Origin of the sequence: Kribbella polygonati, from assembly GCF_050320105.1 — a bacterium.
Lineage (GTDB): Bacteria > Actinomycetota > Actinomycetes > Propionibacteriales > Kribbellaceae > Kribbella.
Genome location: NZ_CP190129.1, coordinates 4,284,280 through 4,308,616 on the forward strand (window position 1 = coordinate 4,284,280; position 24,337 = coordinate 4,308,616).

General features: G+C 69.1%; 26 protein-coding genes. 8 read left to right on the forward strand and 18 right to left on the reverse strand.

Annotated features, from left to right (window positions below; genetic code table 11):
• Nucleotides 1-29 precede the first annotated feature (29 nt).
• Nucleotides 30-596, forward strand: coding sequence for a TetR/AcrR family transcriptional regulator (locus ACQHIV_RS20285; RefSeq protein ID WP_427896272.1), 567 nt, complete (start codon nucleotides 30-32; stop codon nucleotides 594-596).
• Nucleotides 593-1,114, forward strand: coding sequence for an SRPBCC family protein (locus ACQHIV_RS20290; protein WP_427896273.1), 522 nt, complete (start codon nucleotides 593-595; stop codon nucleotides 1,112-1,114). The genes ACQHIV_RS20285 and ACQHIV_RS20290 overlap by 4 nt, the downstream gene beginning before the upstream one ends.
• An 80-nt stretch (nucleotides 1,115-1,194) precedes the next feature.
• Here the strand turns inward: ACQHIV_RS20290 and ACQHIV_RS20295 are convergent, their stop codons facing one another.
• From ACQHIV_RS20295 to ACQHIV_RS20305, 3 genes are read right to left on the reverse strand one after another with little or no spacing between them, the layout of a single operon-like run.
• Nucleotides 1,195-2,175 carry a TolB family protein gene (locus ACQHIV_RS20295; RefSeq protein WP_427896274.1) on the reverse strand — a complete coding sequence of 327 codons (981 nt, stop codon included), beginning with the start codon at nucleotides 2,173-2,175 and terminating at the stop codon, nucleotides 1,195-1,197.
• Nucleotides 2,172-3,815, reverse strand: a complete 1,644-nt coding sequence (locus tag ACQHIV_RS20300) for an MFS transporter (protein ID WP_427896275.1) — start codon at nucleotides 3,813-3,815, stop codon at nucleotides 2,172-2,174. The genes ACQHIV_RS20295 and ACQHIV_RS20300 overlap by 4 nt, the downstream gene beginning before the upstream one ends.
• Entirely contained in the window at nucleotides 3,815-5,401 is a 1,587-nt protein-coding gene (locus ACQHIV_RS20305) for a discoidin domain-containing protein (protein WP_427896276.1), read from the reverse strand. Before ACQHIV_RS20305 ends, ACQHIV_RS20300 begins: the two co-directional genes overlap by 1 nt.
• A gap of 163 nt (nucleotides 5,402-5,564) precedes the next feature.
• On the opposite strand from ACQHIV_RS20305, the gene ACQHIV_RS20310 reads away from it, so the two are divergent.
• Nucleotides 5,565-6,536, forward strand: coding sequence for an aldo/keto reductase (locus tag ACQHIV_RS20310; RefSeq protein ID WP_427896530.1), 972 nt, complete (start codon nucleotides 5,565-5,567; stop codon nucleotides 6,534-6,536).
• Nucleotides 6,537-6,609: 73 nt separating this feature from the next.
• Here the strand turns inward: ACQHIV_RS20310 and ACQHIV_RS20315 are convergent, their stop codons facing one another.
• Nucleotides 6,610-7,626 (reverse strand): LacI family DNA-binding transcriptional regulator, encoded by a 1,017-nt coding sequence (locus tag ACQHIV_RS20315; RefSeq protein WP_427896277.1) that lies wholly within the window; start codon nucleotides 7,624-7,626, stop codon nucleotides 6,610-6,612.
• A gap of 196 nt (nucleotides 7,627-7,822) precedes the next feature.
• On the opposite strand from ACQHIV_RS20315, the gene ACQHIV_RS20320 reads away from it, so the two are divergent.
• A complete protein-coding gene (locus tag ACQHIV_RS20320) occupies nucleotides 7,823-9,334 on the forward strand; it encodes an alpha-N-arabinofuranosidase (protein WP_427896278.1) in 1,512 nt (503 codons plus the stop codon).
• On the opposite strand, the gene ACQHIV_RS20325 is transcribed toward ACQHIV_RS20320, so the two are convergent.
• From ACQHIV_RS20325 to ACQHIV_RS20345, 5 genes are all read right to left on the reverse strand, one after another.
• Nucleotides 9,318-10,133: a MerR family transcriptional regulator gene (locus tag ACQHIV_RS20325; protein WP_427896279.1), complete on the reverse strand. Its 816-nt coding sequence runs from the start codon at nucleotides 10,131-10,133 to the stop codon at nucleotides 9,318-9,320. The two genes, ACQHIV_RS20320 and ACQHIV_RS20325, sit on opposite strands and share 17 nt — an antisense overlap.
• 42 nt (nucleotides 10,134-10,175) lie before the next feature.
• Entirely contained in the window at nucleotides 10,176-10,439 is a 264-nt protein-coding gene (locus ACQHIV_RS20330; protein WP_427896280.1) for a hypothetical protein, read from the reverse strand.
• A 200-nt stretch (nucleotides 10,440-10,639) separates the two neighbouring features.
• Entirely contained in the window at nucleotides 10,640-11,626 is a 987-nt protein-coding gene (locus ACQHIV_RS20335) for a zinc-dependent alcohol dehydrogenase family protein (protein WP_427896281.1), read from the reverse strand.
• A gap of 7 nt (nucleotides 11,627-11,633) precedes the next feature.
• Nucleotides 11,634-12,458 carry an ABC transporter permease gene (locus ACQHIV_RS20340; protein WP_427896282.1) on the reverse strand — a complete coding sequence of 275 codons (825 nt, stop codon included), beginning with the start codon at nucleotides 12,456-12,458 and terminating at the stop codon, nucleotides 11,634-11,636.
• Complete coding sequence (locus ACQHIV_RS20345; RefSeq protein WP_427896283.1) at nucleotides 12,455-13,303, reverse strand: ABC transporter ATP-binding protein; 849 nt, start codon at nucleotides 13,301-13,303, stop codon at nucleotides 12,455-12,457. Before ACQHIV_RS20345 ends, ACQHIV_RS20340 begins: the two co-directional genes overlap by 4 nt.
• A 152-nt stretch (nucleotides 13,304-13,455) precedes the next feature.
• On the opposite strand from ACQHIV_RS20345, the gene ACQHIV_RS20350 reads away from it, so the two are divergent.
• Nucleotides 13,456-14,295, forward strand: coding sequence for a MarR family transcriptional regulator (locus tag ACQHIV_RS20350; protein WP_427896284.1), 840 nt, complete (start codon nucleotides 13,456-13,458; stop codon nucleotides 14,293-14,295).
• Here ACQHIV_RS20350 and ACQHIV_RS20355 read toward each other — a convergent pair.
• From ACQHIV_RS20355 to ACQHIV_RS20365, 3 genes are all read right to left on the reverse strand, one after another.
• Nucleotides 14,239-15,342 (reverse strand): geranylgeranyl reductase family protein, encoded by a 1,104-nt coding sequence (locus ACQHIV_RS20355; protein WP_427896285.1) that lies wholly within the window; start codon nucleotides 15,340-15,342, stop codon nucleotides 14,239-14,241. The genes ACQHIV_RS20350 and ACQHIV_RS20355 overlap by 57 nt on opposite strands.
• Before the next feature lie 366 nt (nucleotides 15,343-15,708).
• On the reverse strand, nucleotides 15,709-16,455 hold the full coding sequence (locus tag ACQHIV_RS20360) for a hypothetical protein (RefSeq protein WP_427896286.1): 747 nt from the start codon (nucleotides 16,453-16,455) through the stop codon (nucleotides 15,709-15,711).
• A 211-nt stretch (nucleotides 16,456-16,666) separates the two neighbouring features.
• The gene (locus tag ACQHIV_RS20365; RefSeq protein ID WP_427896287.1) at nucleotides 16,667-17,488 is read right to left on the reverse strand and encodes a SigB/SigF/SigG family RNA polymerase sigma factor; all 822 of its coding nucleotides are present in this window, start codon (nucleotides 17,486-17,488) and stop codon (nucleotides 16,667-16,669) included.
• 282 nt (nucleotides 17,489-17,770) lie between these two features.
• Here ACQHIV_RS20365 and ACQHIV_RS20370 point away from each other — a divergent pair, with 282 nt between their 5' ends.
• Nucleotides 17,771-18,004 (forward strand): DUF397 domain-containing protein, encoded by a 234-nt coding sequence (locus tag ACQHIV_RS20370; RefSeq protein WP_427896288.1) that lies wholly within the window; start codon nucleotides 17,771-17,773, stop codon nucleotides 18,002-18,004.
• A 196-nt stretch (nucleotides 18,005-18,200) separates the two neighbouring features.
• Here the strand turns inward: ACQHIV_RS20370 and ACQHIV_RS20375 are convergent, their stop codons facing one another.
• Both ACQHIV_RS20375 and ACQHIV_RS20380 read right to left on the reverse strand, forming a co-directional pair.
• Nucleotides 18,201-18,386, reverse strand: a complete 186-nt coding sequence (locus ACQHIV_RS20375; RefSeq protein ID WP_209700137.1) for a hypothetical protein — start codon at nucleotides 18,384-18,386, stop codon at nucleotides 18,201-18,203.
• Between the two features lie 29 nt (nucleotides 18,387-18,415).
• A complete protein-coding gene (locus tag ACQHIV_RS20380; protein ID WP_427896289.1) occupies nucleotides 18,416-18,601 on the reverse strand; it encodes a hypothetical protein in 186 nt (61 codons plus the stop codon).
• A gap of 438 nt (nucleotides 18,602-19,039) precedes the next feature.
• Between ACQHIV_RS20380 and ACQHIV_RS20385 the strand changes: the two genes are divergently transcribed.
• On the forward strand, nucleotides 19,040-19,927 hold the full coding sequence (locus ACQHIV_RS20385; protein ID WP_427896290.1) for a helix-turn-helix domain-containing protein: 888 nt from the start codon (nucleotides 19,040-19,042) through the stop codon (nucleotides 19,925-19,927).
• A gap of 71 nt (nucleotides 19,928-19,998) precedes the next feature.
• Here the strand turns inward: ACQHIV_RS20385 and ACQHIV_RS20390 are convergent, their stop codons facing one another.
• The gene (locus ACQHIV_RS20390) at nucleotides 19,999-20,382 is read right to left on the reverse strand and encodes a hypothetical protein (RefSeq protein WP_427896291.1); all 384 of its coding nucleotides are present in this window, start codon (nucleotides 20,380-20,382) and stop codon (nucleotides 19,999-20,001) included.
• Nucleotides 20,383-20,542: 160 nt separating this feature from the next.
• Nucleotides 20,543-21,418, reverse strand: coding sequence for a helix-turn-helix domain-containing protein (locus ACQHIV_RS20395; protein WP_427896292.1), 876 nt, complete (start codon nucleotides 21,416-21,418; stop codon nucleotides 20,543-20,545).
• 265 nt (nucleotides 21,419-21,683) lie between these two features.
• Here ACQHIV_RS20395 and ACQHIV_RS20400 point away from each other — a divergent pair, with 265 nt between their 5' ends.
• Nucleotides 21,684-21,869, forward strand: a complete 186-nt coding sequence (locus ACQHIV_RS20400) for a hypothetical protein (protein ID WP_427896293.1) — start codon at nucleotides 21,684-21,686, stop codon at nucleotides 21,867-21,869.
• Between the two features lie 545 nt (nucleotides 21,870-22,414).
• Here the strand turns inward: ACQHIV_RS20400 and ACQHIV_RS20405 are convergent.
• Both ACQHIV_RS20405 and ACQHIV_RS20410 read right to left on the reverse strand, forming a co-directional pair.
• Nucleotides 22,415-22,744 (reverse strand): hypothetical protein, encoded by a 330-nt coding sequence (locus ACQHIV_RS20405; protein ID WP_427896294.1) that lies wholly within the window; start codon nucleotides 22,742-22,744, stop codon nucleotides 22,415-22,417.
• Between the two features lie 18 nt (nucleotides 22,745-22,762).
• The gene (locus tag ACQHIV_RS20410) at nucleotides 22,763-23,995 is read right to left on the reverse strand and encodes a hypothetical protein (RefSeq protein WP_427896295.1); all 1,233 of its coding nucleotides are present in this window, start codon (nucleotides 23,993-23,995) and stop codon (nucleotides 22,763-22,765) included.
• Nucleotides 23,996-24,337: the final 342 nt, after the last annotated feature.

The window sequence follows — 24,337 nt, forward strand, 5'->3', positions numbered from 1 at the left end:
CACCGCAGTAGCGATAAAGGAGGCGGCACATGGTCCCGCGCGGACGCCCACGCGACACCGGGGTCGAGGCCAAGGTCCTCGACGCCGCGATGGCCGAGATGCGGGCCCGCGGGTACGACGGGATGTCCGTCGACCGGGTCGCCGAACGCGCCGGCGTCGCGAAGACCACGATCTACCGGCGCTGGCCGAGCAAGGCCGAGCTGGTGATGGCGATGATCACCGAGCTGACCAGCGCCGTACCGTTCGACCCGACCGGCGATCCGCGCCATGACCTCGGCGAGTTCGTCGCGGGGATCGCCGCCGCGCTGGACGCGATCCCGACCACGCTGGTCGCCGACCTGGTGGCCGCGGCCGCCCGCGAGCCGCGCGTCGGCGTCGGCGTCCGCGAGCTCTGGGCGCACCGGCACGCCGCCGTCTCCGCAGCCATCGCGCAGGCGCAGGTGGACGGGCAGCTGCCCGCCTACGCCGATCCGCGCATCCTCGTCGACCAGTTGGTCGGCGCGCTGTACTACCGGCTCCTCGTCACCGGCGAGCCGATCGATCCCGCCTACGTGAGGGCGCTGGTGCTCAGCACCCTCGGACCGGAGCAGTCATGAAGAAGTTCCTCGTTGTCCTGGGCACCGTTGTCGTGGTGCTCGCGGGCTGGACCGTTTTCACGGTCGCCCGGCCGTTCGTGCTGCACACCGAGCTCGACATCGACGCCTCGCCCGAGCAGGTCTGGCAGGTGCTCACCGACCGGCAGGCGTACCCGGAGTGGAACCCGTTCATCACCTCGTCCACCGGCGACCTGAAGGTCGGCGGAACCATCGTCAACGTGCTCCGCGACACCAAGGGCAGCGAGACCAAGTTCGACCCGACCCTGCTCGCGGTCGTCCCGAACCAGGAACTCCGCTGGATCGGCAAGGTCCCGCCCGGAGCGATCTTCGACGGCGAGCACTCGTTCCGCCTCACGCCGCTCCCCGGCGGTCGCACCCGTCTGGTCCAGGAGGAGAAGTTCACCGGCGCCGCGGTGCCGTTCACGCAGTCGTGGCTGAAGAACACCATCAAGCCTCAGTTCGACGCGATGAACCGCGCGCTGGCCGAGCGTGCGACGGGCGTACCGAAGAACGGGTAGTGGTCGTCCGGTTCGGGTTCCGCCAGGCGGGGCACGCCTGGCGGAACGGCGATTTCGGGTGGTATTACCCGTTCTTCGGTTCAGCTGAACGACGGGCTGGTGGCCATGGGGACGAGGAGCTTCGGGGTTCCGGTGAGGCCGGTGGACCAGATGTCGGTGGTGTTCCCGGGGTTGCGGACCGGGTAGAGCAGGGTGTCGTTGCCCTGCCAGACCGGCTGGTCGTCGATCGAGCGGGTCTCGGGCGGGTGGGTGATGCGGCGGGTCGCGAGGTCCAGGACGGCCAGCCGCCAGACTCCGTTGGACACCCTTTGTTTGTAGGCGATTCGGCGGCCGTCCGGCGACAGCGAGGGGCATTCGACGTTCTCGGCAATCGCGGTGCCGCGGTACTCGCGGTAGTCGGCCTCGATCAGGTACGTCTTCCCCTTGCTGGCCATGGTCAGGTAGAAACGGTTGCCGTCGGCACCGAACGTGATACCCCAGTAGTTCACGTCCGAGGCGAAGTACCGCTTGCCGTTCACGAACACCGCCAGCTCCTCGACCGTCTTCACCAGCCGGCCGGTCGGCACCTCGTACAGGCCGGTGCGGGTCGAGAAGCCGGTGGCGGCGTACGAGTCGCCGGTGACGAACATCGTCCAGTTCACGAACCGCCCGTCCGGCGAGACCCGCGCGCGGCTCGGCGTACCGGGGAGGGTGTCGCGGTGGAGTTCGCGGAGGTTCGCGTCGAGGACGATCAGGTCGGTCTCCGGGGGCAGCGAGGACGGCTTCAGGCGCAGGCAGACCGCCGTACCGTGGGCTGCCGCGAACCGGTCGCAGTGCAGGTCGCCGACGCGGCGGGCGGCGGACGGGTCGGCGAGCGGTACGGCCGCGAGCTTGCCGTGGTCGGGTCCGTCGGCGAGGTTGCGGAAGAACAGCGTCCGCCCGTCGAGCCGCATCGGTTGCCCCGTGACGACCGGTACGGCGTTCTCCGCGGCGCCGCCGCTGCGGGCGTGGGCGACGTACACGATCGCGCCGGCCAGCAGGACGAGGATCCCGATCGCGGTGCCGAGCAGGCGGCGGGTCATCGGCGTACCTCCAGGGGTTTGAAGATCGCGGCGGCGATCGTGACGGCGAGGAGCGCGACGGTGATCGCGAGGAGGGCGGGGCGGAGGTCCCAGAGCGTCCAGAGCAGACCGACGCCGACGGCTGCTGCCATGCGGGCCAGGGCCTGGCCGGTTTGGAGTACGGCGAGACCGCTCGCGCGGAGGTTTTCCGGGAGGAGGGGGCCGACGGCGGCGGGGAGTACGCCGTCGGTGGCGGCGTAGAAGGCGCCGTGGAGCGCGAGTACCAGCCACCAGGTGCCGACTGGTCCGCTGACGAGGAGGAGCGCGACGATGAGCGCCAGGTGCCCACCGAGGAACACCTTCCATCGTCCGACCCGGTCCCCCAAACGGCCGAGCGGAATCGCCAGCAGGAGGAACGTGCCGGCAGTCCCCAGCGGGAGGAGCGGAAACAGACTCGTCCCGATGTCCCACCTGCGCTGCACGGCGAGGTAGACAAACGAGTCGGTAATCGTGAACAGCCCGAGCGCAGCCGCCCAGATGCAACACCTCCGGAAGTCCGCATCCCGCAACAGCCCGAGAACAGAACCCTTTCCCACCTCCCCACACCGGCCGGCAGCCAAGCCTGGCTCGGGTTGGGCTGCGGCCGAGCTGTGGCCGGGGAGGCCGTCAACCGGCCTTCGCCTTCGGTTGGGCCAAAGCCGCAGCTTGCGCCGACGCTGTGGGTCGGGCCGAAGCTCTGGGCCGGCCTGCGGACCGACCGCGGCTCGCCTCCTCCCACCCACACCCCTACCGGGCGCGCTCCCAACAACAGCCCCGTCTCGTGTGCACCCACCCACACCACCCGGCGCACTCCCGCCAACAGCCCCACCTGGCGTGCACCCACCAACACCACCACCCGGCGCCCCCACGCCTACAACACCACCCCGCGCGCTCCCACCAACAGCCCCGTCTGGTGTGCACCCACCCGGACCAGCACCCGACCTGCTCTCGCCCGCACGGACGTGTGGCAGGTTTGCAGCTTCTGCTTTGGAGGTGGTGTGGTCGGCTGGTTTGGGGGTGTGGTCGCGGACGAAGGTGGTGAGGAGGAGGACGGCGCAGGTGGCTAGGGAGAAGCTGGTTATGAAGATGGCGTTGTAGTTGTTGAGGCTGGTCCAGAGGACGAGGGTGGCTGCCAGGGGGCCCAGGAAGGCGCCGATGGTGTCGAGGGCTCGGTGGACGCCGAAGGAGCGGCCCAGGGTGGCGGGGTCGCTGCTGAGGGAGATGAGGGCGTCGCGGGGGGCGGTGCGGATGCCTTTGCCGGCGCGGTCGACGGCCAGGACGGCGCCGATGGCGGGGACGGTGGAGCCGGCCGCCAGGAAGCCCAGTTTGGAGATCGCGGAGAGGGCGTAGCCGACGCCGGCGACGGTTTTGAGCCGTCGCCAGCGGTCGGCCACGTGTCCGCCGACCAGCCGCAGTACCGCGGTTGCTCCGGCGTACAGGCCGTCGAGGAGGCCGAACTGCAGCGGGTTCAGCCCGAGCCCGAAGACCAGGTACAACGGCAGGATCGCGGTCACCATCTCGGCGGAAATGTCGGTCACCAGGCTGACGATGCCCAAGGCAACGACATTCCCCGGGACCCGGCGCAATGGTGTCCGGAGCGGGCCGACGGACGCGAGGTACATCAGTGGCAGCTGTACGTCGGGCTGCTGTCCAGGACCTTGCCGTCGAGCCCGATCAGCTGGGTGGCGAACGTACTGTCGGTCATCGACAGCTTCAGCACCCCGAAGTCCGAGATCAGCTTGGCGGTCGCGGGATGCGCGGCCTTGATCGGGTACAGCGGCGCGCCGCCCATCCCGCCGATGATCTGCACCGGGCCGGCGGCGTCCTTCTTGCCGTCGGCGTTCTGCGGGTAGAACCGCTCGTAGTGGTGGTCGTGACCGTTCAGGATCAGGTCCGTCTTGGCCGATACCAGCGTCTTCCAGAGCGGATCGGCGTCCGGGTTGTCGCCGTGGTCACCGGAGCTGAGGCGTGGGTGGTGGTAGTACGCCGCGATGCAGCCCTTCGTGTTCTTCGCGAGGTCCTGCTTCAGCCAGGTGAGCTGCGCCGGCTCCTTCAGCCCCTCCTCCTTGACGAAGTCGTTGGAGTCGAGTGCGATGAAGTGCCAGTTGCCCATCTCCCAGCTGTAGTAGTTCTTCCCCTGCGGCGTCGCGATCGACCCGAAGTACTGGTGGTACCCCTCGTACGGCGTGTTGTCGTACGTCTCGTGGTTGCCCGGGATCGGGTGCGTGATGTTCTTGAACTTCCCCCACGTCTTCGCGTAGTACTTCTGGAAGTCCGACAGGTGCGCGTCGTCGTACTGGTTGTCGCCCATCGTGATCACCGCAGCCGGGTTGATCGCCTCGACGAGCTTCGCGGTCTTCGGGTGGACGCAGCTCGAGTCCGACGCGGTGCACCGGTCCGCGATGTCGCCGGCCGCCGCGAGCACGAACCCGCCGGTCCCGCCGGTGCCGGTCGTCACGGTGATCGCCGTACTCTCCGCGGACGTGTTCCCGGCCAGGTCGCGGGCGCGGACCGTGTACTTGTACGCCGTGTTCGCGGTCAGCCCGGTGTCGTTGTACGTCGTACCCGCCGTCGACGCGACGACCTTGCCGTCGCGCAGTACGTCGTACTGGCTGACGCCGACGTTGTCGGTCGAGGCGGTCCAGCTGAGCGCGACCGAGGTCGCGGTGGCCGCCGTACTCTTCAGGCCGGTCGGGACCGTCGGCGCCTGGGTGTCACCGGTGGAGTCGGTGACGCCGTACACCTCGAGCTCCCAGAGCGAGTAGCCGTACGACGTGGCGCGCTGGGTGCCGACCAGCCGGACGTACCGGCCGTGGCCCTGCAGGCCGGTCAGGTCGTCGGTGGTGCCGTTGCCATCGGCAACCTCCTTGACGGTCGTGAAGTTGGTGCCGTCGTCGGAGACCTCGATCCGGTACGCCTTCGCGTACGCGGCCTCCCAGTTCAGCTTGACGCGGTTGATCGACGACGCCTGGCCGAGGTCGACGCGGAGCCACTGCGGGTCGGCGCCTTCGACGCTGGCCCAGCGGGTCGTCGTACTGCCGTCGACGGCCTTGGCGGCGGTCAGGGTGCCGTCCTCGACGGTCGAGGCGAGGACCGGTCTGCCCTGCGAGAGCAGGGCGTCGGCCGTGGTTCGGGCATCGGCGGCGGCCGCACCGAGGGCGGCGACCAGACCGACGGGGAGCACCAGCGCGAGCAGGCGCAATCTCATGAGATACCTCCGGGGGCGCGGAGCAGAATTGTTAGGAAGGTTACCTAACAGTGGTTGGTAGGTAAAGCCCTCGGTTTCGTTACATACGTCGAGCGCATCAACTGCGGGCAAAAGATTCATTGGACGGCGGTACCGCGAGACCTGTTGGCTGGACGGCATGGAGATGCGCACGTTGGGACGTTCAGGAATCGCGGTCAGCCCGCTCGGATTCGGCTGCTGGGCGATCGGCGGGCCGTTCGCGAACCCGGCCGGCGAGCCGCTCGGCTGGGGCGAGGTCGACGACGCGGAGTCGGTCCGGGCGATCCGCCGGGCGGTCGACCTCGGCGTCACGTTCTTCGACACCGCGGACGTGTACGGCGCCGGCCACAGCGAGCGGGTACTGGGCCGGGCGCTGGCCGGGATCCGCGACCAGGTGGTGATCGCGACCAAGTGGGGCAACACGTTCGACGAGTCGACCCGGATCATGCACCACCAGGACGGCACGCCTGAATACGTATCCAAAGCCGTCCGGGCCTCGCTCGACCGCCTCGGCACCGACTACCTCGACCTCTATCAGCTGCATTTCGACACCACCGACGAGATCGCGCTGCCGCTCCGGGAAGCCTGCGAGGAACTGGTGCGGGAAGGCTTGATCCGGGCCTACGCGTGGAGCACCGACACCCCGCACAGCGCCGAACTGTTTGCCCAGGGCAAGCACTGCGCGGCGGTCCAGCACGAGGCGAGTGTGCTGCACGACGCACCGGAGCTCTTCGCGCTCTGCGACCGCGAGAACCTCGCGAGCATCAACCGGACCCCGCTCGGCATGGGCCTGCTCGGCCGCCGGGACGCGAGCCGCCCGGCGACCGGTGCCGACATCCGCACGCTCCCACCGTCCTGGCTGCGGTACTTCGGCGAAGGCGGCGTACCGGCCCCGGAGTGGTGGGACAAGGTGTCGGCGATCCGCGACGTGCTGCAGAGCGACGGGCGGACACTGGCGCAGGGCGCGCTGGCCTGGCTGTGGGCGCGGAGCCCGCGGACGATCCCGATCCCCGGGTTCCGGACGGTCGCGCAGGCCGAGGAGAACGCGGCCGCGACGACCCACGGACCGCTGCGGGACGAGCAACTCACGGAGATCGCCAAGCTACTGGCCGCATGACGACCGGATCGGGCCGGGCCCCGAGGCCTTGCCCGATCCGGTTGTTTATCGATATACCTACTCCGTGCCGAACTCAGCTCGTGGTGCCGCGGAGGACAAGCCGCGCCGGTACGACGACTTCCCGCGGCTCGACGCTCCCGGCACCGGCGAGCTGGGCGGTCAGCAGCGACGTGATCGCGTCCGCCATCTCCTCGTGCCCCGGGTTGACCGTGGACAGCGCCGGAACCAGGTACGCCGACTCGTCGATGTCGTCGAAGCCGATCACCTGGACGTCGTCCGGCACCCGCAGCCCGGCGTCGGCGAGCGCCCGCAACGCCCCCATCGCCACCACGTCGGTCAGCCCGAACACGGCGTCGAAGCCGATCCCGCGATCGCGCAGCCCCTGGATCGCGTCGTACCCGTCCCGCAGGCCGAACGAGCAGCGCGTGTTCAGGTCCGGATCGACCGGTACGCCGGCCTCGGCGTGCGCGCGCAGGTACCCCTCGGCGCGCAGCGCGGGCATGGTCGCGGTACCGCCCGGGTCGCCGCCGATCATCGCGATCCGGCGGGCGCCGTGCGCGAGCAGGTGCGCCACGGCCTGGCGGGCGCCGTCGACGTTGTCCATCATCACGTGGTCGAACCGGGACGGCAGCGCACGCTCGCCGATCATCACCACCGGCGCGTCGGTGCGGAGCTGGCCGAGTTCGGCCGGGTCGATGTCGACCACGCTCAGGATCAAGCCGTCGTACATCCGGAGCCGGGAGAACGCGACCGCCGCCAGCTCCCCCTCCCGGCTGGCGCCGGTCCGCTCGGTCACGATCCGCAGGTCGTGCGCCTCGAAGCGGTCCGCCAGCCGCCCGGCGAGCTGCGCGAAGTACGGGCGTTCCAGCTCCGGTACGGCGAGACCGACGACGCCGGTGCGCCCGGCGCGGAGGTGCCGGGCGGCCAGGTTGACCTGGTACCCGAGCTCGCCGATCGCCGCGAGCACCCGCTCCCGGGTCTCCGGGCCGACCCGCGGCCGGCCGTTGATCACGTTCGACACCGTCATCGTCGAGACCCCGGCGAACCGCGCCACATCGGCCATCGTCACCACACCGGACGGCTTCCCCATGCGGACCACCATAGGTCCTGTGGGGTGATCCAGCGCCGTACCGAGGAGGTGCTCGGCGCGGTGCATCGGCGCGCGGGGGCGAAGGTCTCGATGCGGAGCATCGTGGCCTTTGCACCCGTGCGGCGAGGTGCCGTGCCGAGTGCCCCGCAGTAGGCGATGGATCACCACACAGGACCTAAGGACAACGGAGGGCTATATGCCTGAAGCACGCGTCGTCGTCGACCTCGACGTACCCGGGGCGACCATCAGCCGGCACCTGTACGGGCACTTCGCCGAGCACCTCGGGCGCTGTATCTACGGCGGGTTCTACGTCGGCGAGGACTCGGACATCCCGAACGAAGGCGGTATCCGGCTGGACGTGGTCGAGGCGCTGCGGGCGCTGGACATCCCGAACCTGCGCTGGCCGGGCGGCTGCTTCGCGGACGAGTACCACTGGAAGGACGGCATCGGGCCGAAGCCGGACCGGCCGTCGATGGTGAACACGCACTGGGGCAACGTCGAGGAGAACAACCACTTCGGCACCCACGAGTTCATGGCGCTGTGCGAGCTGCTCGGCGCCGCGCCGTACGTGAACGGGAACGTCGGCAGCGGCACCGTGCGGGAGATGAGCGAGTGGGTCGAGTACCTGACCCGCGACGGCGACAGCCCGGTGGTACGGCTGCGGAAGGCGAACGGGCGGGACGAGCCGTGGCAGGTGCCGTTCTGGGGCATCGGCAACGAGGCGTGGGGCTGCGGCGGGAACCTGCGCGCCGAGGCGTACGCCGACCTCGCCCGGCGGTACGCGACGTTCCTGAAGGACCACGGCGACAACAAGCTGTACCGGATCGCGGCCGGCGCGGCCGACGACGACCTCGCCTGGACCGAGGCGCTGCTCAAGGCGGTCAGCTGCCTGGGCTGCGGGCGGGACCCGAAGAACATCTTCCAGGCGATCTCGTTCCACTACTACACGGTCGCGGGGACGTGGGAGCACAAGGGCAGTGCGACCGACTTCGGCCTGGACGACTACTACCGGACGATCCAGAAGGCGCAGGGCATCGAGCGGGTGATCAAGGCGCACTCGGCCTTGATGGACGCGTACGACCCGGAACGCAGGATCGGCCTGGTGCTGGACGAGTGGGGCACCTGGTGGGACGTCGAGCCCGGGACGAACCCCGGGTTCCTGTACCAGCAGAACGCGATGCGCGACGCGCTGGTGGCCAGCCTGCACTTCGACGTGTTCCACCGGCACTCGGAGCGGCTCGTGATGGCGAACATCGCGCAGACCGTGAACGTGCTGCAGGCGATGCTGCTCACCGACGCCGACGGTACTCTCGTGCGGACCCCGACGTACCACGTGTTCGAGATGAACAAGGGCCACCACGACGCGGCCGCGCTGCCGGTGCACGTGGTCGAGGGTCGCACCCACGATCTCGACGGTACGCCGATGCAGCTGGTGTCGGCGTCCGCGTCGGTGAAGGACGGCCGGGCGCTGGTGTCGTTGAGCAACCTCGATCCGGAGGCGGCGCTGGACGTCGTACTCGATCTGCGTGGCGCGGACCCGGTGGACCCGGCCGGACGGTTGCTGACGGCATCGACTCCGCAGACCCACAACACGGCCGCCGCTCCGGACGTGGTGGCTCCGGTCCCGCTCGCGGTGGAACCGGAGCCGCGCGGGCTGCGGGTGACGCTGCCGCCGCACTCGTTCGCGACGGTCAGCCTGGAGCTGTGACCTGGATCTGGAGTTCGTGCACCCAGTTCGCCGGGTTGTCCGGGTCGAACTGGAGCGTGACCTCACGCGCGTACCCGTGACTGCGGTAGCCGTTGTCCTGGATCCACCGGGCCAGCGTCTGCATGCTGCGATCGGCCTCCATCATGTCGCCCTGGTGCACGATGGTCGCGGCCTGCGCCAGCTCGGGTAGCTCGAGAACGTCCACGTCGGCCGGATCGGCAGTCACCGGTACGGCGGCGTGGACGCGGACCGTCTCGTCCTCAAGGTCCTCGTAGTACGCGATCGGCGAACCGGCGGGGTCGACGCCGGCCGCGGACAGCCGGTCGAACAGCTGGCCGAACAGCGGCTGGACGACCGGGCCGACGTCCTCGCCGTCGTAGCTCGGTGCGATCGCGGACAGCTCCGCGACCCGGATCGGGGCGATGCGTTTCAGAACCACGTCGTCGGTGGGCATGTGACCTTCCTTCTCGATCAGCCGGAGCCTCGCCTCGACACTGGCCAGCCGGTTCGTGCTCCGGGCCAGCTCGTCCTCGAGCTGCGCCTGCCGCAACCGCAGCATGCCGCGCAGTTCCTCGGCGGACAGCTTCGCGTCGACGATCTCGCCGATCTGCTGGAGGCTGAAGCCGAGGTCCTTGAGCGCGACGATCCGGTTCAGCCGGCTGAACTGCTCGGCCGTGTAGAAGCGGTAGCCGGTCGTCTCGTCGACCTTGGCCGGGCGCAACAGCCCGAGCGCGTCGTAGTGCCGCAGGGTCCGCGCGGACACCTGCCCGAAGGCGGCGAAGTCCCCGATGGTGAACATGCACCCACCTTGCGCCTTGACACTACGTCAAGGTCAAACCCCTCAGGACAGGGCGCGGGCGCGGCGGTCGCGGATGGTGGTGAGGGCGAAGGTGGTGATGCCGAGGGCCAGGCCGCCGGCGCCGAAGCCCGCGGCGAGAGTGCCGCGGCTGCTCAGCCGGGCGTCGCACTGCATCGGCGTGATGCCCTCGTTCGGCTGGAAGACCGAGCCGCAGGCGTCGCCGCCCGCATGGACCGGGCGGACGGCGAGCACCACCCCGACGATCAGCAGGACCGCGCCCACCGCGCCGAGGAGCTTGCTCAGCACCTGCCGCCCTCTCGGCTGCCCGCGGACACGGCGAGGACCGACCACGAGTGGTGGGTCAGATGCCACATCCGCACGTTCACTCCCTGGCAGCTCGGTAAGATTTGATCAAATCTAACGCAGCTAGCAGCCGGCGCTGAAGTTCGGCAGGACCCGTTCCTGGAATCTTCACCCAGTTCTAACGCACCGTGGTGCAGACCGGTTCAACGATTCCGTACTGCGACCAGAGAACCCCTGGCACGTCCGTGCGCGACGTCCGCGAGCGCCCGGTCGACAGCGTCGAACGGGACCGTCGTGGTGTGTGCCGTCACCGGGAGCCGCGCGATCAACCGGAACAGTTCCTCGCCGTCCCGGCGGGTGTTCGAGGTGACGCTCCGCAGGTCGCGCTCGTGGAACAGGTGCCGCTCGTAGTTCAGCGCGGGTACGTCGGACAGGTAGATGCCGGCGACCGCGACGGTCCCGCCCGGCCGGACCGCTGCGAGCGCGTACGGCACCACGTCGCCGGCCGGCGCGAACACGATCGCCGAGTCGAGCGGCACCGGCGGACGGTCCGCGGTCTCCCCCACGAACACCGCGCCGAGCTCCCGGGCCAGCGCGCGATTCCCCTCACCACGGGTCATCACGAACAGCTCGGCGCCCTGGGCGGTGGCGAGCTGCGCGGTCAGGTGCGCGCTGGACCCGAACCCGTAGATCCCGAGCCGGCCGCCGGGCGGCAGGTTCGCCCGGCGCAGGGCGCGGTAGCCGATGATCCCGGCACACAGGAACGGCGCGAGCTCCGCGGCGGGCCGGTCGTCCGGCAGCGCGTACGCGTACTCCCGCGGCACCACGGCGTACTCGGCGAATCCACCGTCGGCGTCCCAGCCCGTGTACGTCGACCGCGGGCAGAGGTTCTCCGAACCGCTCCGGCAGAACTCGCAGACGCCGCAGGTCCCCCGCAACCAGGCGATCCCGACCCGCTCGCCCGTATCGAGAACCGTGCCGACCACCTGGTGGCCCGGGACCACTCCTGGGCGTTTCGGCGGCAGGTCGCCCTCCGCGAGATGCAGGTCGGTCCGGCAGATGCCGCAGGCCTCGACCTTGATCAGCAACTCCCCGGCGCCAGGCTCCGGGACGGTACGCCGTACCCGCTGGAGCGGACCGCTGTCGATGGGACCCGGTCGCGCGACTGCCCACGCCTGCATCTCGTCCATGGCTCCATCATGCGACCCGGCGGAGCGCACGCTCGCGCCGTTCGGCGACCTTCGAGCCGGACTCGCGGCGCGCCATCCGCCGCAGTACGACGGGAGCCAGCAGCAGGCCCGCGACCGCCCAGAGCCCGAGCACACCGACCGTCTCCAGGTGCCGCCACGAGTGCCCGACCTCGACCACCACCGCCTCCGGTGGCAGCAGTGCCGACCGCATCCCCAGCCCCATCCAGTACACCGGGGTGAGCTGCCCGATCCACGCGAGCCAGCCGGGCAGGGCGCTGATCGGGTAGAAGATCCCGGAGATCGCGATCAGCCCGAGCATCGGCAACTGGATCAGCCCCTGCGACCGCGCCGTGGTGAACACCGATCCGAGGATCGCGCCGATCGGCAACGTCGCCACCAGCCCGAGCAACAGCACCCAGACGAACGTGAACCAGTGCGCCGCGCCGACCGCGATCCCGCCGACCAGGAACAGCCCCGGGATCAGCAGGATCGCCAGGTCCACGACCAGCCCGCCCGCGACCGAGACGACCTTGCCGATCAGGTACGCCGGCATACCGTTCGGGACCGCCTTCGCGCGCAGCAGCGTGCCGTCCTCGCGGTCCGCGGTGAGCAGCTGGCTCATGCTGACCATGCCCATCGCGGCGTTCATCCCGAGGATGCTCGGCAGCGCGAGCGCCCCGAGCTGGAACCCGGTCGCGCCGAAGTCGCGGTGCCGCAGGAAGAACAGCGCGATCAGCATCAGCACCGGCCAGAGGAAGTGGCTGACCAGCTCCGGGCCGTTGGTGAAGGACTGCCGCAGCTCGATCAGGCCGCGGCGCCAGCCGGTTCTCATAGTTGCTCCCGTACGAGTGCCAGGTAGGTGTCTTCGAGGGTGGCGCGGCGTACTTCGAGTTCGCCGAGCGCGTCGCCGTACGTCGCGAACAGGTCGCGAACGAAGGCGGTCGCGTCGGGCGTCGACTTGTGGAACCGCTGCCCGTCGACCGTCCAGGCGACCTCGTCCTCGCCCGCGATCAGCTGGGTCAGCTCGGGCACACTGCCGGACGCGATGATGCGGCCCGCGCCGAGGATCAGGATCCGGTGCGCGAGCTTGCTCGCCTCGTCGAGGTCGTGGGTGGTGAGCAGGACCGTCGTACCCTGCTCGGCGGCGAGCCCGCGGACCAGCTCGTGGAACTCCGCGCGGGCTGCCGGGTCGAAGCCGGTGGTCGGCTCGTCGAGGAACAGAACGTCGGGACGGCCAACGATTCCGATCGCGACGTCGAGGCGGCGGCGCTGGCCGCCGGAGAGCGTCTTGATCTTCTGGTTCCCGTGAGCGGTCAGCCCGACCGCGTCCAGCAGCTCGCCGGTCGGCCAGGGGTCGCGGTACGGCGCGTAGTAGGAGCCGAGGTGCTCGAGGAGTTCGCGGGCGCGCCAGTTGCCGTGGTCGCGCCAGGACTGCAGCACGATGCCGATCCGCGAGCGCCACCGTTCGCCGGCGGTGGCCGGGTCGGCGCCGAGGACGTCGACGGTGCCGGCCGAGCGGAGCCGGAAGCCCTCGAGGATCTCGATCGTGGTGCTCTTGCCGGCACCGTTCGGGCCGAGCAGCGCGAGCACCTCGCCGGGGCGGGCCTCGAACGAGACGTCGTGCAGGACGTCGGTGTCGCCGTACCGCATCCGGAGGCCGTCAACTGTCATCACCATGGTGCCGAAAGTAGATTGCGTTTACTCGATTGGCAATCTTGCTGGGTGCTGTTCAGGTCGGATTTTTGTTGCAGGTATGGCATTCTGTGCAATGAGGATGAGGTGGAACGCAACTCGTTGCAATGAGCTGATGGTGAATGCGCGGAGGTCGGATGCCCGGTGGGCGGTTGAGTCAGCAGGACCGGCGGGAGATCGCGGACGGGCTGACGGGTGGGCTCGGGTACGCCGAGATCGCGCGGCGGCTGGAGCGGCCGACGTCGACGATCAGCCGCGAGGTGGCGCGGAACGGCGGGGCGGGTGGGTACCGGGCGGATCACGCGCATTACGCCACCGCGTCCCGTGCGCGCCGTCGTCGGACGACCTCTGGTGTTGCCGACGTACGGACGGTCGATCCTCGGCGTGGGTACGTGGAGCGGTTCGCCTCGATGATGGTGGAGGGCGGGCTGCCACGGATGGCGTCGCGGGTGCTGGCGTTGCTGTACACGTCCGACTCGCGAACGCTGACCGCGGCGGAGCTCGTGCGCGAACTGCGGGTCAGTCCGGCGTCGATCTCGAAGGCGATCGGGTACCTCGAACAGGTCGGCACGGTACACCGGGAGCCCGACCCGGTCCGGCGCCTGCAGCACTACGTGATCGCCGACGACGTTTGGCTGAAGGCGTGGGAGGTGAGCGCGCGTACCAACCAGAACTGGTCGGAGACCGCCGCCGAAGGCATCGAACTGCTCGGCGCCGACACTCCCGCCGGCCAGCGGCTCTCGCACATGGCCGACTTCTTCGACCGGCTCAGCGAGGATATGTCCGGGGGCGGCGGCTTCCAGGACTGCCTCGCCGTACTCGCGGTCGCGCAGCCGTCATTGGACCCCTCCGAGCTCGCCGCCGCGCTCGGCTGGCCGGTGGAGCGAGTGCGAGATGTGCTGGAGTACGCCGTGAAGAACTCAGGGCAGGATGGTGCGGAGCAGCCGACGGGTGAGGCCGCCGTCCGCGAGGCCTAGCTCGACCAGGTCGTCGAAGATCTGCTGGTCGCCGTTCGCCGCCCGGATCCCGGCGTCGAGGATGCGGTCCGACCGGCTGAGCTGGGCGACCAGCGCGGTGTCGCGGAGGTGCTTCGAGAGCAGGCGCGCCGTGCGGCGACGGTACGGCGTACCGGCGTCCGACGAGCCCGCCCGGAGCGCGTCCGCGATCGAGCGGCCGGCCAGCAGCCCGGTCGCGACCGCGTAGTAGATGCCTTCGCCGGTCATCGGGTTGATCAGCCCGGCCGCGTCACCCGCGAGCAGCACCGGACCACGCCGCGGCCGCCAGGTCCAGCCGGCCAGCGGCAGGTGGTGACCCCACCACGACTCGCCGCCGTCGGTCGCGCCGGGCAGGAGGTGTTCCAGGTTGCGCAGGAGGTCCGCGCGGGTCGGGCGGGTGCCGGCGAGGAGTTCGCCGTACCCGACGTTCGACCAGCCGTCACCACGGTCGAAGGACCACGCGTACGACGGTTGCCGTCCCGGGCCGTACGCGATCACCTGGCTCTTGGCCCGGGCCTCCGGCGTCGGCGCGTACCCACGGATCGCCAGCGCGACCGGTCCGGGCTTCTCGCCGAGTTCCCGCCGTACGACGGAATGCGCACCGTCGGCGCCGACGACGAAGCGCGCGTCGAGGTCGTCCACCGCGACCGACGTACGCCCGACCGCGAGCCCGCGTACCCGCCGCCGGACGAACTGCGCCCCGGCCGCCTGCGCCGCCTCCACCAGCCGATGGTCGAACACGGTCCGCGGCACCACCCACGTCGGCCGGGACAGCTCACGGTCGACGCCGACGGCGCCGCGGTTGAGCACGAACCGGCGTACCGGCGTCCAGTCGTCGAGGATCCCGGTCACACCGACACCGGCCAGCAGGTCGAGTACGTGCGGGGCGATCCCGTCACCACACGCCTTGTCCCGCGGAAAGTCGTGCCGGTCCAGCAGCAGCACCGACAACCCCGGATCCGCCCCCAACACCCCCAACGCAGCCGCCGCCCCCGCCGGCCCCGCTCCCACCACAATCACATCCCACACGCCCGCCAGTGTCGCAGCTCCCCCCACAACCCGCGCCCCCACCGGCCAAGTCAAACCCACCATCTACCGCCACCCGCCACCCGCACCACCTACCGGACCGACCGCACCATGCACGGTGCTGCCCCACCAGCCGGCCGACCGCTCCACCTACCGAGCTGCCCGCCCGCCGGTCGCGGCGACCGCTCCACCTACCGAGCTGCCCGCCCGCCGGTCGCGGCGACCGCACCACCTACCGGCCGCCGGCCCGCTGGTCGGGGCGCTCCATGTACCGGATTGCCTGCCGGCTGGTCGGAACAGCGGCGTGCCCAAGGGGCCGCCCGCAGGAGTCCTGGCTGATTCCCGCTGCGGGAGACGCCGCGCGCCGGGTCAGGTGCCGGGGCGGCGGCCCGGTTTGTTGGGGCGGCGGGGGGTGCGGCGGGGGCGGGGGGTGGTGGGGGTGGCGGCGGCGGAGGGGGTGATGGGGCGGGCTTCGTCCAGGTCGACGATCTTGGGGGGTGGGGGGACGTAGACGGGGATCGTGTCCTCGTCGGCGACCGGGGCGGGGGGTGGTGGCGGGGGTTCGGCGCGGGCCGCGGCTTCCTTGCTGACTCGGGGTCTTGGGGCGGCGACCGCGGGGGCGGCGAGCGGGCTGCGGGGTGGGCGGCGGTGCGGGAGCCGGGTGCGGAGTTCGATGCCGAGTGCATCGATCAGCTTGCGGCAGGCAACGATCGAGAGGGCGACCGCCAACACCGTGCACGCGGCGAACAGCACCGACTGCCCCCCGGCGGACCAGTTCGACGGATCCGTGCGGAACATCGCCGCGACCATCGCGACCACGATCGCGTTGGTGCTGCCGAGGGCAACGGCCAGGCCGACCGTCCGGAGCAGCACCCGGCGTTCGAGCCCGACGTCGTCGGCCGCGGCAACCAGCCCGGCGATCAGACCGGCGAGCACCGGCACTGTATAGACAAGTGCGAGCGTGAGCCCCGGACTGGCGACGAGGTAGAACACGTCGAACACCAGCGCCGTACCGGTCAGCGCGGCGGCGAAGCAGACCACCATCGGCGGATACGCGCGCAGCACCGCGACCGCGTCCGCGGGCACGGTCCGGAACATCCGCAAGGCCAACAACAACGACTCATCCCCTCGTCCACCACCATTGTGCCGCTCCCCCGGCACGCGGAGTGAGATCGGCAACCAGCGAGTCGCGAGGTCCCGCACACGCAGCCCGATCAACCCACGCAACGAGAAGGCGCGGACGCCCAGGCCATCACAATCCCCCGCTCCCGGGGCGCGTCGCGCTCAGACGCGCCCGCCCGCGCCGATTGTGATGGCCTGGCGGTCCCTAGGCGGCGCGTTGCTCGGGGACGAGCTTGTCCCGCAGGTCGTCGAGGATCCGGCGCAGCACCCGCGACACCTGCATCTGGCTCACACCGATGTCGTCGCCGATCTCGGACTGGGTCCAGCCCTCGACGAACCGCAGCTGCAGGATCCGCCGGTCGCGCTCCCCCAGGTCGGCCAGCACCGGCTCCAGCATCTCGACCGTCTCCAGTTGATCGATGCTCGCGTCGTCGTCGTCCGCAACCACGTCCGCCAGCGTCAGCTCGGCGTCCGCCTCGGCCGGGCGGTCCAGCGAGAGCACGTTGAAGCAGCCCTTCGCGGCGAGCGCCTGCTCGACCTCGGTGACCTCGACCTCGAGGTGCTCGGCGAGTTCGGCCGGCGTCGGCTCACGATTCAGCTCCTGCTCCAGCTCCGGGAGCTTGTTCGCGATCGTGCCCTGCATCTCCTGCAGCCGGCGCGGGATCCGTACCGTCCAGGCACAGTCGCGGAAGTACCGCTTGACCTCACCGCGGATGGTCGGGATCGCGAACCCGATGAACGGCGTCTCCGCCTCCAGCCGGTAGTGATGCGCCGCCTTCACCAGACCCAGGTACGCGACCTGCTCCAGGTCGTCGGCCTCGGCGCCCCGGCCGCGGAAGCGGCGCGCGATGCCCTGGGCCATCTCCAGGTTGAGTTCGACCACCTGTTCGAGGAGTTCCTGGCGCTCACCCTCGACGGTGCTCGCCGCCCGGCGTTCCATCAGTTCCCGGGTGGCTGTCTCGCGGGCGGCCCGATCGGTCGGGGCGCCGTACCGGGCCGAAGCCCGCTCAATGATGTTCGTGACCATTGGTATGACCTCGCGACTGTCTTGTCACGGCGTGGCACTTCGCTGAACCACGGTCATGCCTTCACCCGAACACGTACCCAGCTCCGTGGATCTCATGCACGGACCGGTGCCGAATCCCTGAGCTGTCACCGACCGCGACCGTTTCCGATGATCGAACGCTCGTTTCAGCTCAACGCGGTCACAAGAAGTAAGGGTGCGGACACACGACCCAAAAGTGTGTACGATGCAGATGCAAGGCCAAATGCACGTGCATCTGCAGTCGCATACGAGAGGTGCAGCCTCATGAGCGAGATCTACAACGGCATGCCAGGCGACTCCGACAGCAGCCTCAGCTGGAAGAAGAGTCAGCGCAGCGGCCCCAACGGCAACTGCGTCGAGGTAGCGAAACTGCCGGACGGCGGCACCGCGGTGCGCAACTCGCGCTTCGCCAACGGCCCCGCGCTGGTATTCACGAAGGCAGAGATGGAAGCGTTCCTCGGCGGCGTCCACGACGGCGAGTTCGACGACCTGATCTGAGTAACACCCGCAACACCGAAGCAAGGGCCCCTTCGCCAGGCGAGTGACGAAGGGGCCCTTTCATGTGCCATTGGAGAGGGCGGTACGCCGGCCATACGCCGGACGTCCCGGGAGACGCCGCGAGACGCCGTACAAACGTCAGGGCCGACTCTCCGGCGAGAGTCGGCCCTGGCGTGCCTGAGGGGCAGGTACGGACTTACTGGACGGTGAGCGGCCAGAGCTGCTCGCTCGGCAGCTCGGACGCCTTCCCGGTGACCGAATTGTCAACAGTGATTCGCAATCCGGTGAACTTCGGGGTCATCACCCGCTGGTACCGCGAGGCGCGGTCCGGCTCGGCGGCATACTCGGCAATCAGGTGATCACCCAGCCAGATCCGTACCATTTTCCGTCCTCCTCCTGAGGTCTCAGTGGTCATGGGGCCAGGCTCACGATCGGGTCGCCGTCGAGCTGACGAACACCGCGCAACCAGCCCTCGAAGGCCCAGCGCTGCTGCTCGGGACAGCGCGCGACCAGGTCCCGGATCTCCCGTTCCGTCAGTTCCTCGGGCGCACCGCCACCGGCCGTGCTCGTCACCAGTTCACTGTCGTCGTCGTTCATCGACTCGGGTTCCCCAACCAGTCATGCCAACGGGGGGCCGTCGGCGCTCTGTAGGACCGGCCTGCCGGCTCACGCGATGTCACGTATCGCACGATCCAGCTCACCTTCTGTGCATGAAGCAATCATGGCGTCAGCACGTAGCGAATGCAAGCGCCCGATGCACGTGCATCCGCACGTTTTCCAATTCGAGACCACATTCGGCCCCTTCCCGCCTGAATCCGCCTGGATCAGGGGTGATCGAACGGTGTTCGCCCGGCTTAAGGCGGTTTTCCATGTACTGACAAATCGATGGATCGCTGGTCGGCTAGACTCACGCTCCGTGATGCTCGAGGCACAGGTGTCGTCGTTTTGTAAGAACTTCGGCATAACGGCGTCGCCGCGTGCGATGATGTGCATCTGTGGATCACGGGTGATCGCTGGGGCCGCTGGGAGGTGGGTGTGACCGTGTCGGGCGCGCAAAGCGGGCCGACCGCGCTGCGGATGGTCCTCGGAGGGCACCTGCGGCGGATGCGGATGGCGGCCGGTATCAGCCGGTCCGACGCCGGCTGGGAGATCCGCTCCTCGGAGTCGAAGATCAGCCGGATGGAGCTGGGCCGCGTCGGCCTGCGCGAACGCGACGTCAGCGACCTCCTTACTCTCTACGGCCTCGACGACGCGGAAGAGCGCGAGCGGCTGCTCGAGCTGGCCCGCCAGGCGAACAATCCCGGCTGGTGGCACCGGTACGGCGACGTACTGCCGAACTGGTTCCACAGCTACATCGACCTCGAGGCCGCCGCGCAGATCATCCGTGTGTATGAGCTGCAGTTCGTTCCCGGCCTGCTGCAGACGGCTGATTACATCCGCGCGGTCATCCAGCTCGGTCGCGGCGTGGTGCCTTCGGAAGAGATCGAACGCCGGCTCCGACTGCGGCTGAGCCGCCAGGAGATCCTGACCCGCCCGGATCCGGTCCGGCTCTGGGCTGTCGTCGACGAGGCAGCGCTCCGGCGGCCGATCGGCGGCGTGCAGTGCATCATCGACCAACTGGACCATCTCATCGTGGCCGCACAGATGCCGAACGTCACGCTGCAGGTCGTTCCGTTCGCACTCGGCGGCCATGCCGCGAGCGCGGGAGCCTTCTCGATCCTTCGTTTCCCCGAGGAAGACCTGCCCAACAAGGTGTACATCGAGCACCTCGACAGCTCGCTGTACCTGGACAAGCCCGAAGAGCTCGACCAGTACACGTCCGCGATGGAGGCGCTCTGCGTCGCGGCTCCGCCGCCGAGTCAGACGCCGGACATCCTCGCGAAGATCCGCAAAGACTACGAAGCCACCATCAGCGTTCTGTAGCTCGCTGTCAGGCGGGTGGAGAGCAGGACGGACACGGGCGACAGGGAGATCCAGCATGCCCGCCCCGCTGATCAAGGGGTACGGCTCGTGAAGACGAGCGGATGGCCGGTCAGCTCTTCGAGGAGCCACTCCCACACCCGCGGCTGCCCCAGTGGGATGAGGTGCCCGCGGTGTGGAACCGCAACGGCGGCAGCGCCTTCGCCGGCCGAGACTGCATCCATCAGCGACTGCATAGCTCGAGCGGAGCAGTCCTCCTCGACGAACAGCGGACCTGGTTGGTAGCCCCGCTCAGCGGCTGCACGGCCGGCGATCCGCTGAACGTCGGTCAACTCGCGCAACGTACGTGCGAGACACCCAGCGACGTAGCAGTACAGGATGCGCCGCGTCGATTGTGCGGCTTCACCACCGTGTGCCGCGGGCCGGAGAACCAAGCTCGTTGTCGCTGCGATCGCCATGGAACGACCGTACGAATTCCAGGGGATGCACCACCATACGTACCTGCGGCGCCGAAGACGTACGGATGGACAGGGATCGGGGCTGCTCACGACCCGTCTGATAGACCGACAGCACCTGACGACAGCCGAAACGCGAGGCTGTGGATAAGTTGGCGGCCGCCTACTGCTCGCTCAAGCCCGCGATGAAGGCACTGGAATCACGCGGGCTGAGAGCCATCGCGCGCAGGTGATCGAACGCGATGCCGAACCGCTCGATGTCCGCTTCGAGCTCCAGGAAGACTGCGCCGGCGAGGCTCTCGGTGTAAACGATGTCAGGCGCCACCGCCCCGAACTTGAAGCAACTGAAAGCGCCACTCATGCCGGGATGCGCACCCCGGTCGAACGGAACCACCTGCAGCGTGACATTCGAGCGCTCGCCCATCTCCAGGAGCCGATCGAACTGCGCCCGCATCAGCGCCCGATCGCCGATCTGCCGCCGCAGAACCGCTTCGTCGACGACGGCCCAGAACTCCAGCGGATCGCGCTCGTTTCGCCGCTGGGTCAGGACCACTTGCCGCTCCATCCGGGTCCGCACGCGCCTCTCGACGTCATCCGGCGCCATCGGCCAGCCGTCGGTCATCACAGTGCGGGCGTACTCCTCGGTCTGCAGCAGACCGGGAACCAGCAACGACTCGTAGGTGTTCATGGCCCGCGCCTCGGACTCGAAGCCGATGAAGGTCGCGTACCCCTCTGTAATGACCTCACTGAGCAACGCATCCTTGAACCCGTCGAGCCACCCTGGCTGGTGCGCGCCCTTGGTCAGCTCGATCAGTTCGGCGCGGCGCGCCCCCGGAACGCCGTACAGGTCGAAGAGGGTCTCAAGGGTGCCGTTGTGCGGCTTCGCGTGGCCCTTCTCGATGCGCCAAAGGGTTCCCTGGTTGACGCCGGTCCGTTCCTCCACCTGTTCACGGGTCAGCTTCGCCTCCGCACGCAGGGCCTTCATCTCGGCCGCGAGTCGGCGAAGCCGCACGGTGGGTGGGCCGGCAGGTCTCGCCATTGTCCATAACCTCTCGTTTCAGGCCCGGCAAGGTACACGTCGAGAGCGGATCGATCGGTCTACCGACCATTCGGACGAGATTCACGGCCTGCTCCGTCCCCCGGATTCGTATGGTACAAGAGCCATCACGCTCCGTACGTTCTTGCCATGACACGAGCGAAATGCGGTGGCCAGCGGTGATCCCCGGCATGTGGGCACTGATCATCGGCACGATCGTCGTCGCGATCCTGATGATCCGAGACATTGCCCGAAACCTCACCGACCGATGACCGCGACCCAACTCCCCCTCCCGCCCGACCGCCGCGTCCGCGTGTGGTTCGGCACGCACGTCACCGCCGACCACATCTCCGACCCGCCCTCCGCGGCAGCCTACGAATCCGCAATGCGCCGCCGCTTCGTCTCCCTGCGCGTGACCAACGATCCGGTCGTCGTACCCACAACAGACTCCTGAAGAGCCAGCGTCACAGCCGATGATCTGAACGCCTGTGGACGAACCGTAGCGACACCTTCGTCGCCGGCACGACGAACCATGAGCTGGCGGAGCCGGCAACGGCCCTCCTCAACCGCGGGCTCGCGCAGGATCGCCACGAGACTGCCGGCTCCCTCACCGGCCGCTCCGTGTCGTCCCTCAAGTCGGCAGGGACCGTTAACGACGGTGAAGGGCCTCGCCGGCCCAAAGCTGTACACCTGCGTATCGAGCTGACTGCGACTCCAGCCCGCCGCCGGGAACTTCACTCCCAGCGTTCTGTCACCGGGCCTGTCACAATCCCCAACCGCACCAGGTTGCCGTCCAACGATTCTGGCCAATGAGCGCCGGGTCTGGAGTGCACGCTCCCACGCACCCACCGCTGCGAGAACCGTGAAGGGATTCAACGTCGCCCGCGGTTGTGATCCGCGGGGTCGCTCGGAATGTCTGGCGATCAGATCCAGCGCCCTTTTACATCTCGCCATCCGGGTCGCCGGCCACCCTTCAGTCCTGTCCCTCGAAAGGACTCATCACTCCGGCGTTGGCAGCGGCTCGTTCGGATAGAGTTCGTGCCACAGCCAGGCGAGGAATTCGTCGTCGGTGTCGAAGTCGTCGTACTCCGCCGCCGTATCGATCGCCCCCGGCCGCAACCCTTCGCGGTCACCCTGCAGCAGCCGCACGAACTCCGTCTTGAACGCCGCCATCTCGACGTCGTCCGGCCGATCACGCTGCGCCCGCCGAACCAGCTTCTCGAACTGGTCGTTTCTGATCTCGGGGTTGTAGTAGGTGTCAAGCACACCCAAGAACGTCGCGAACGGCACCGTCGGGTCAGTCAGCCAGTACATGTCGATGTCCGGCATCGTCGGCTCCTCCTAGGTTCATGACTCGGCGAGAGGCTTGGGGAACAGTGTGATGATCTCGTACCGCTTCGCCGCGGCGTTGCCCGCGAAACGCACAATGATCATTCCGCCTTCAAAGGTAGGTATTCGCTCAGCCTCCGGCTCCGGGGTGTCGGTCAGGTCCCGCCCTTCAGCACGGGCCTTCACCCACTCCTTGCGAACCCTCCTCGCCTCGGACCCGGCCAACCGGTATCCCGAGCAGGCTTCATGACCATCCTCACCCAACAGATCCGCGATCGGGATTGCCACCGGTCGTGGCTCACGATCCTCGGCCCATGGCAAAGCGAGCGCCTGCCGGACATCCGGATGCTTGACTGCCCCCGCGAAGACGGCGACGAAGGCCTCCACGTCGTGGATCCTGGACGACTCCTTGGCGCAGTAGTGTTGCTTGTTCTCGTTCAGGCCGTCGATGCTCAGGGCCCGTTTGGAGGGGTCGGTTTGGGCTGGGTCTTCAAGGCGGGCGACTCGGTCGGCGTACATCTGATCGTCACCCATCGGGCCGTGGCGGATGTGGGCGTGGCCGTTGCCTTGGTCGATTGCGGTGAAGATGCGTTGGACTGGCTCCGAGGCTTCGGCGGCGGGTTCTAGCCAGGGGCGGTCGGTCTTGTTGGCGGCGATGTACTCTGCGGCGCCTTGGTATTCGAGGATGCGGCGTATGTCGGGGTCCATCGCGTCGATGACGGCGGCGCTGAGGCTCTTGGTGGACTCGGGGAGGGCACCGGGCGGGAGGCCTGCCGCCGAGGAGTCCCAGGTCTTGTCGTGCGCGGCGACGAGGTCAGTGATGTGGGCGGCGTCGGGTGAGTTCGCCGGACGTCTGTCGTCCGCGGCCTCGGTTTCGTCGCCGGGAGCGGCGGCTTCGAGAGGCTGTACGTCGTCTGCCCAGCTGAGGCGCGTGAAGACCGAGTCCTGGAGCATCTGCTCGCGCAGCTTCGAAGGCACCTGGTCCGAGATGTCGCCGACGGTTGACGTGGGCGGTGCGGATCGCTCGTCCACCTGGTCGGCGCGATCGTCGGTTCTTGCCGGCTCATCTCCGTCCGTGGGAGGCACTGCCGGAGGCGTTGGGTCGGCGTCGGGGTGGTCTTCGGTGGGGGCAGGCCCGTCGGACGCGTTTGCTGAAGCCGGCGGCTCGGCGGGTGAATCGCTCAGGTAGCGCAGACGCGCCAGGGTGTCGTCCTGGTGCATGCGTTCCCGGAGTTCAGGTGTGTAGGACACGTACGGATCGGGCTCGTCGGCTGCGGTATCCGCGGGTTGACTGGCCGGAGCGGAAGGTACGTCGGCTGAAGCCGGGCGGCCGAGGCTCCGCTCAGCGGGGTCAGCGTCGACCGGAGCAGGGCGGGCGGAACGGGCGGAGGGGGCAGGGGCGGAGTCGACGTGCGCTGAGCCGACCTGGGCGGACTCGGCGTCGGCGCAGTCGGCGGAAGGCGCGGGGGCGTCGCGAGTACGAGCGTCGGCGCGGTCGGCGGAAGGCGCGGAGGCGTCGCGAGTACGAGCGTCGGATGTCGGCACGCCTGTTGTCAGTTGGTCCCTTGTCGCAGGTTCTGTGGTGCCGGCGTC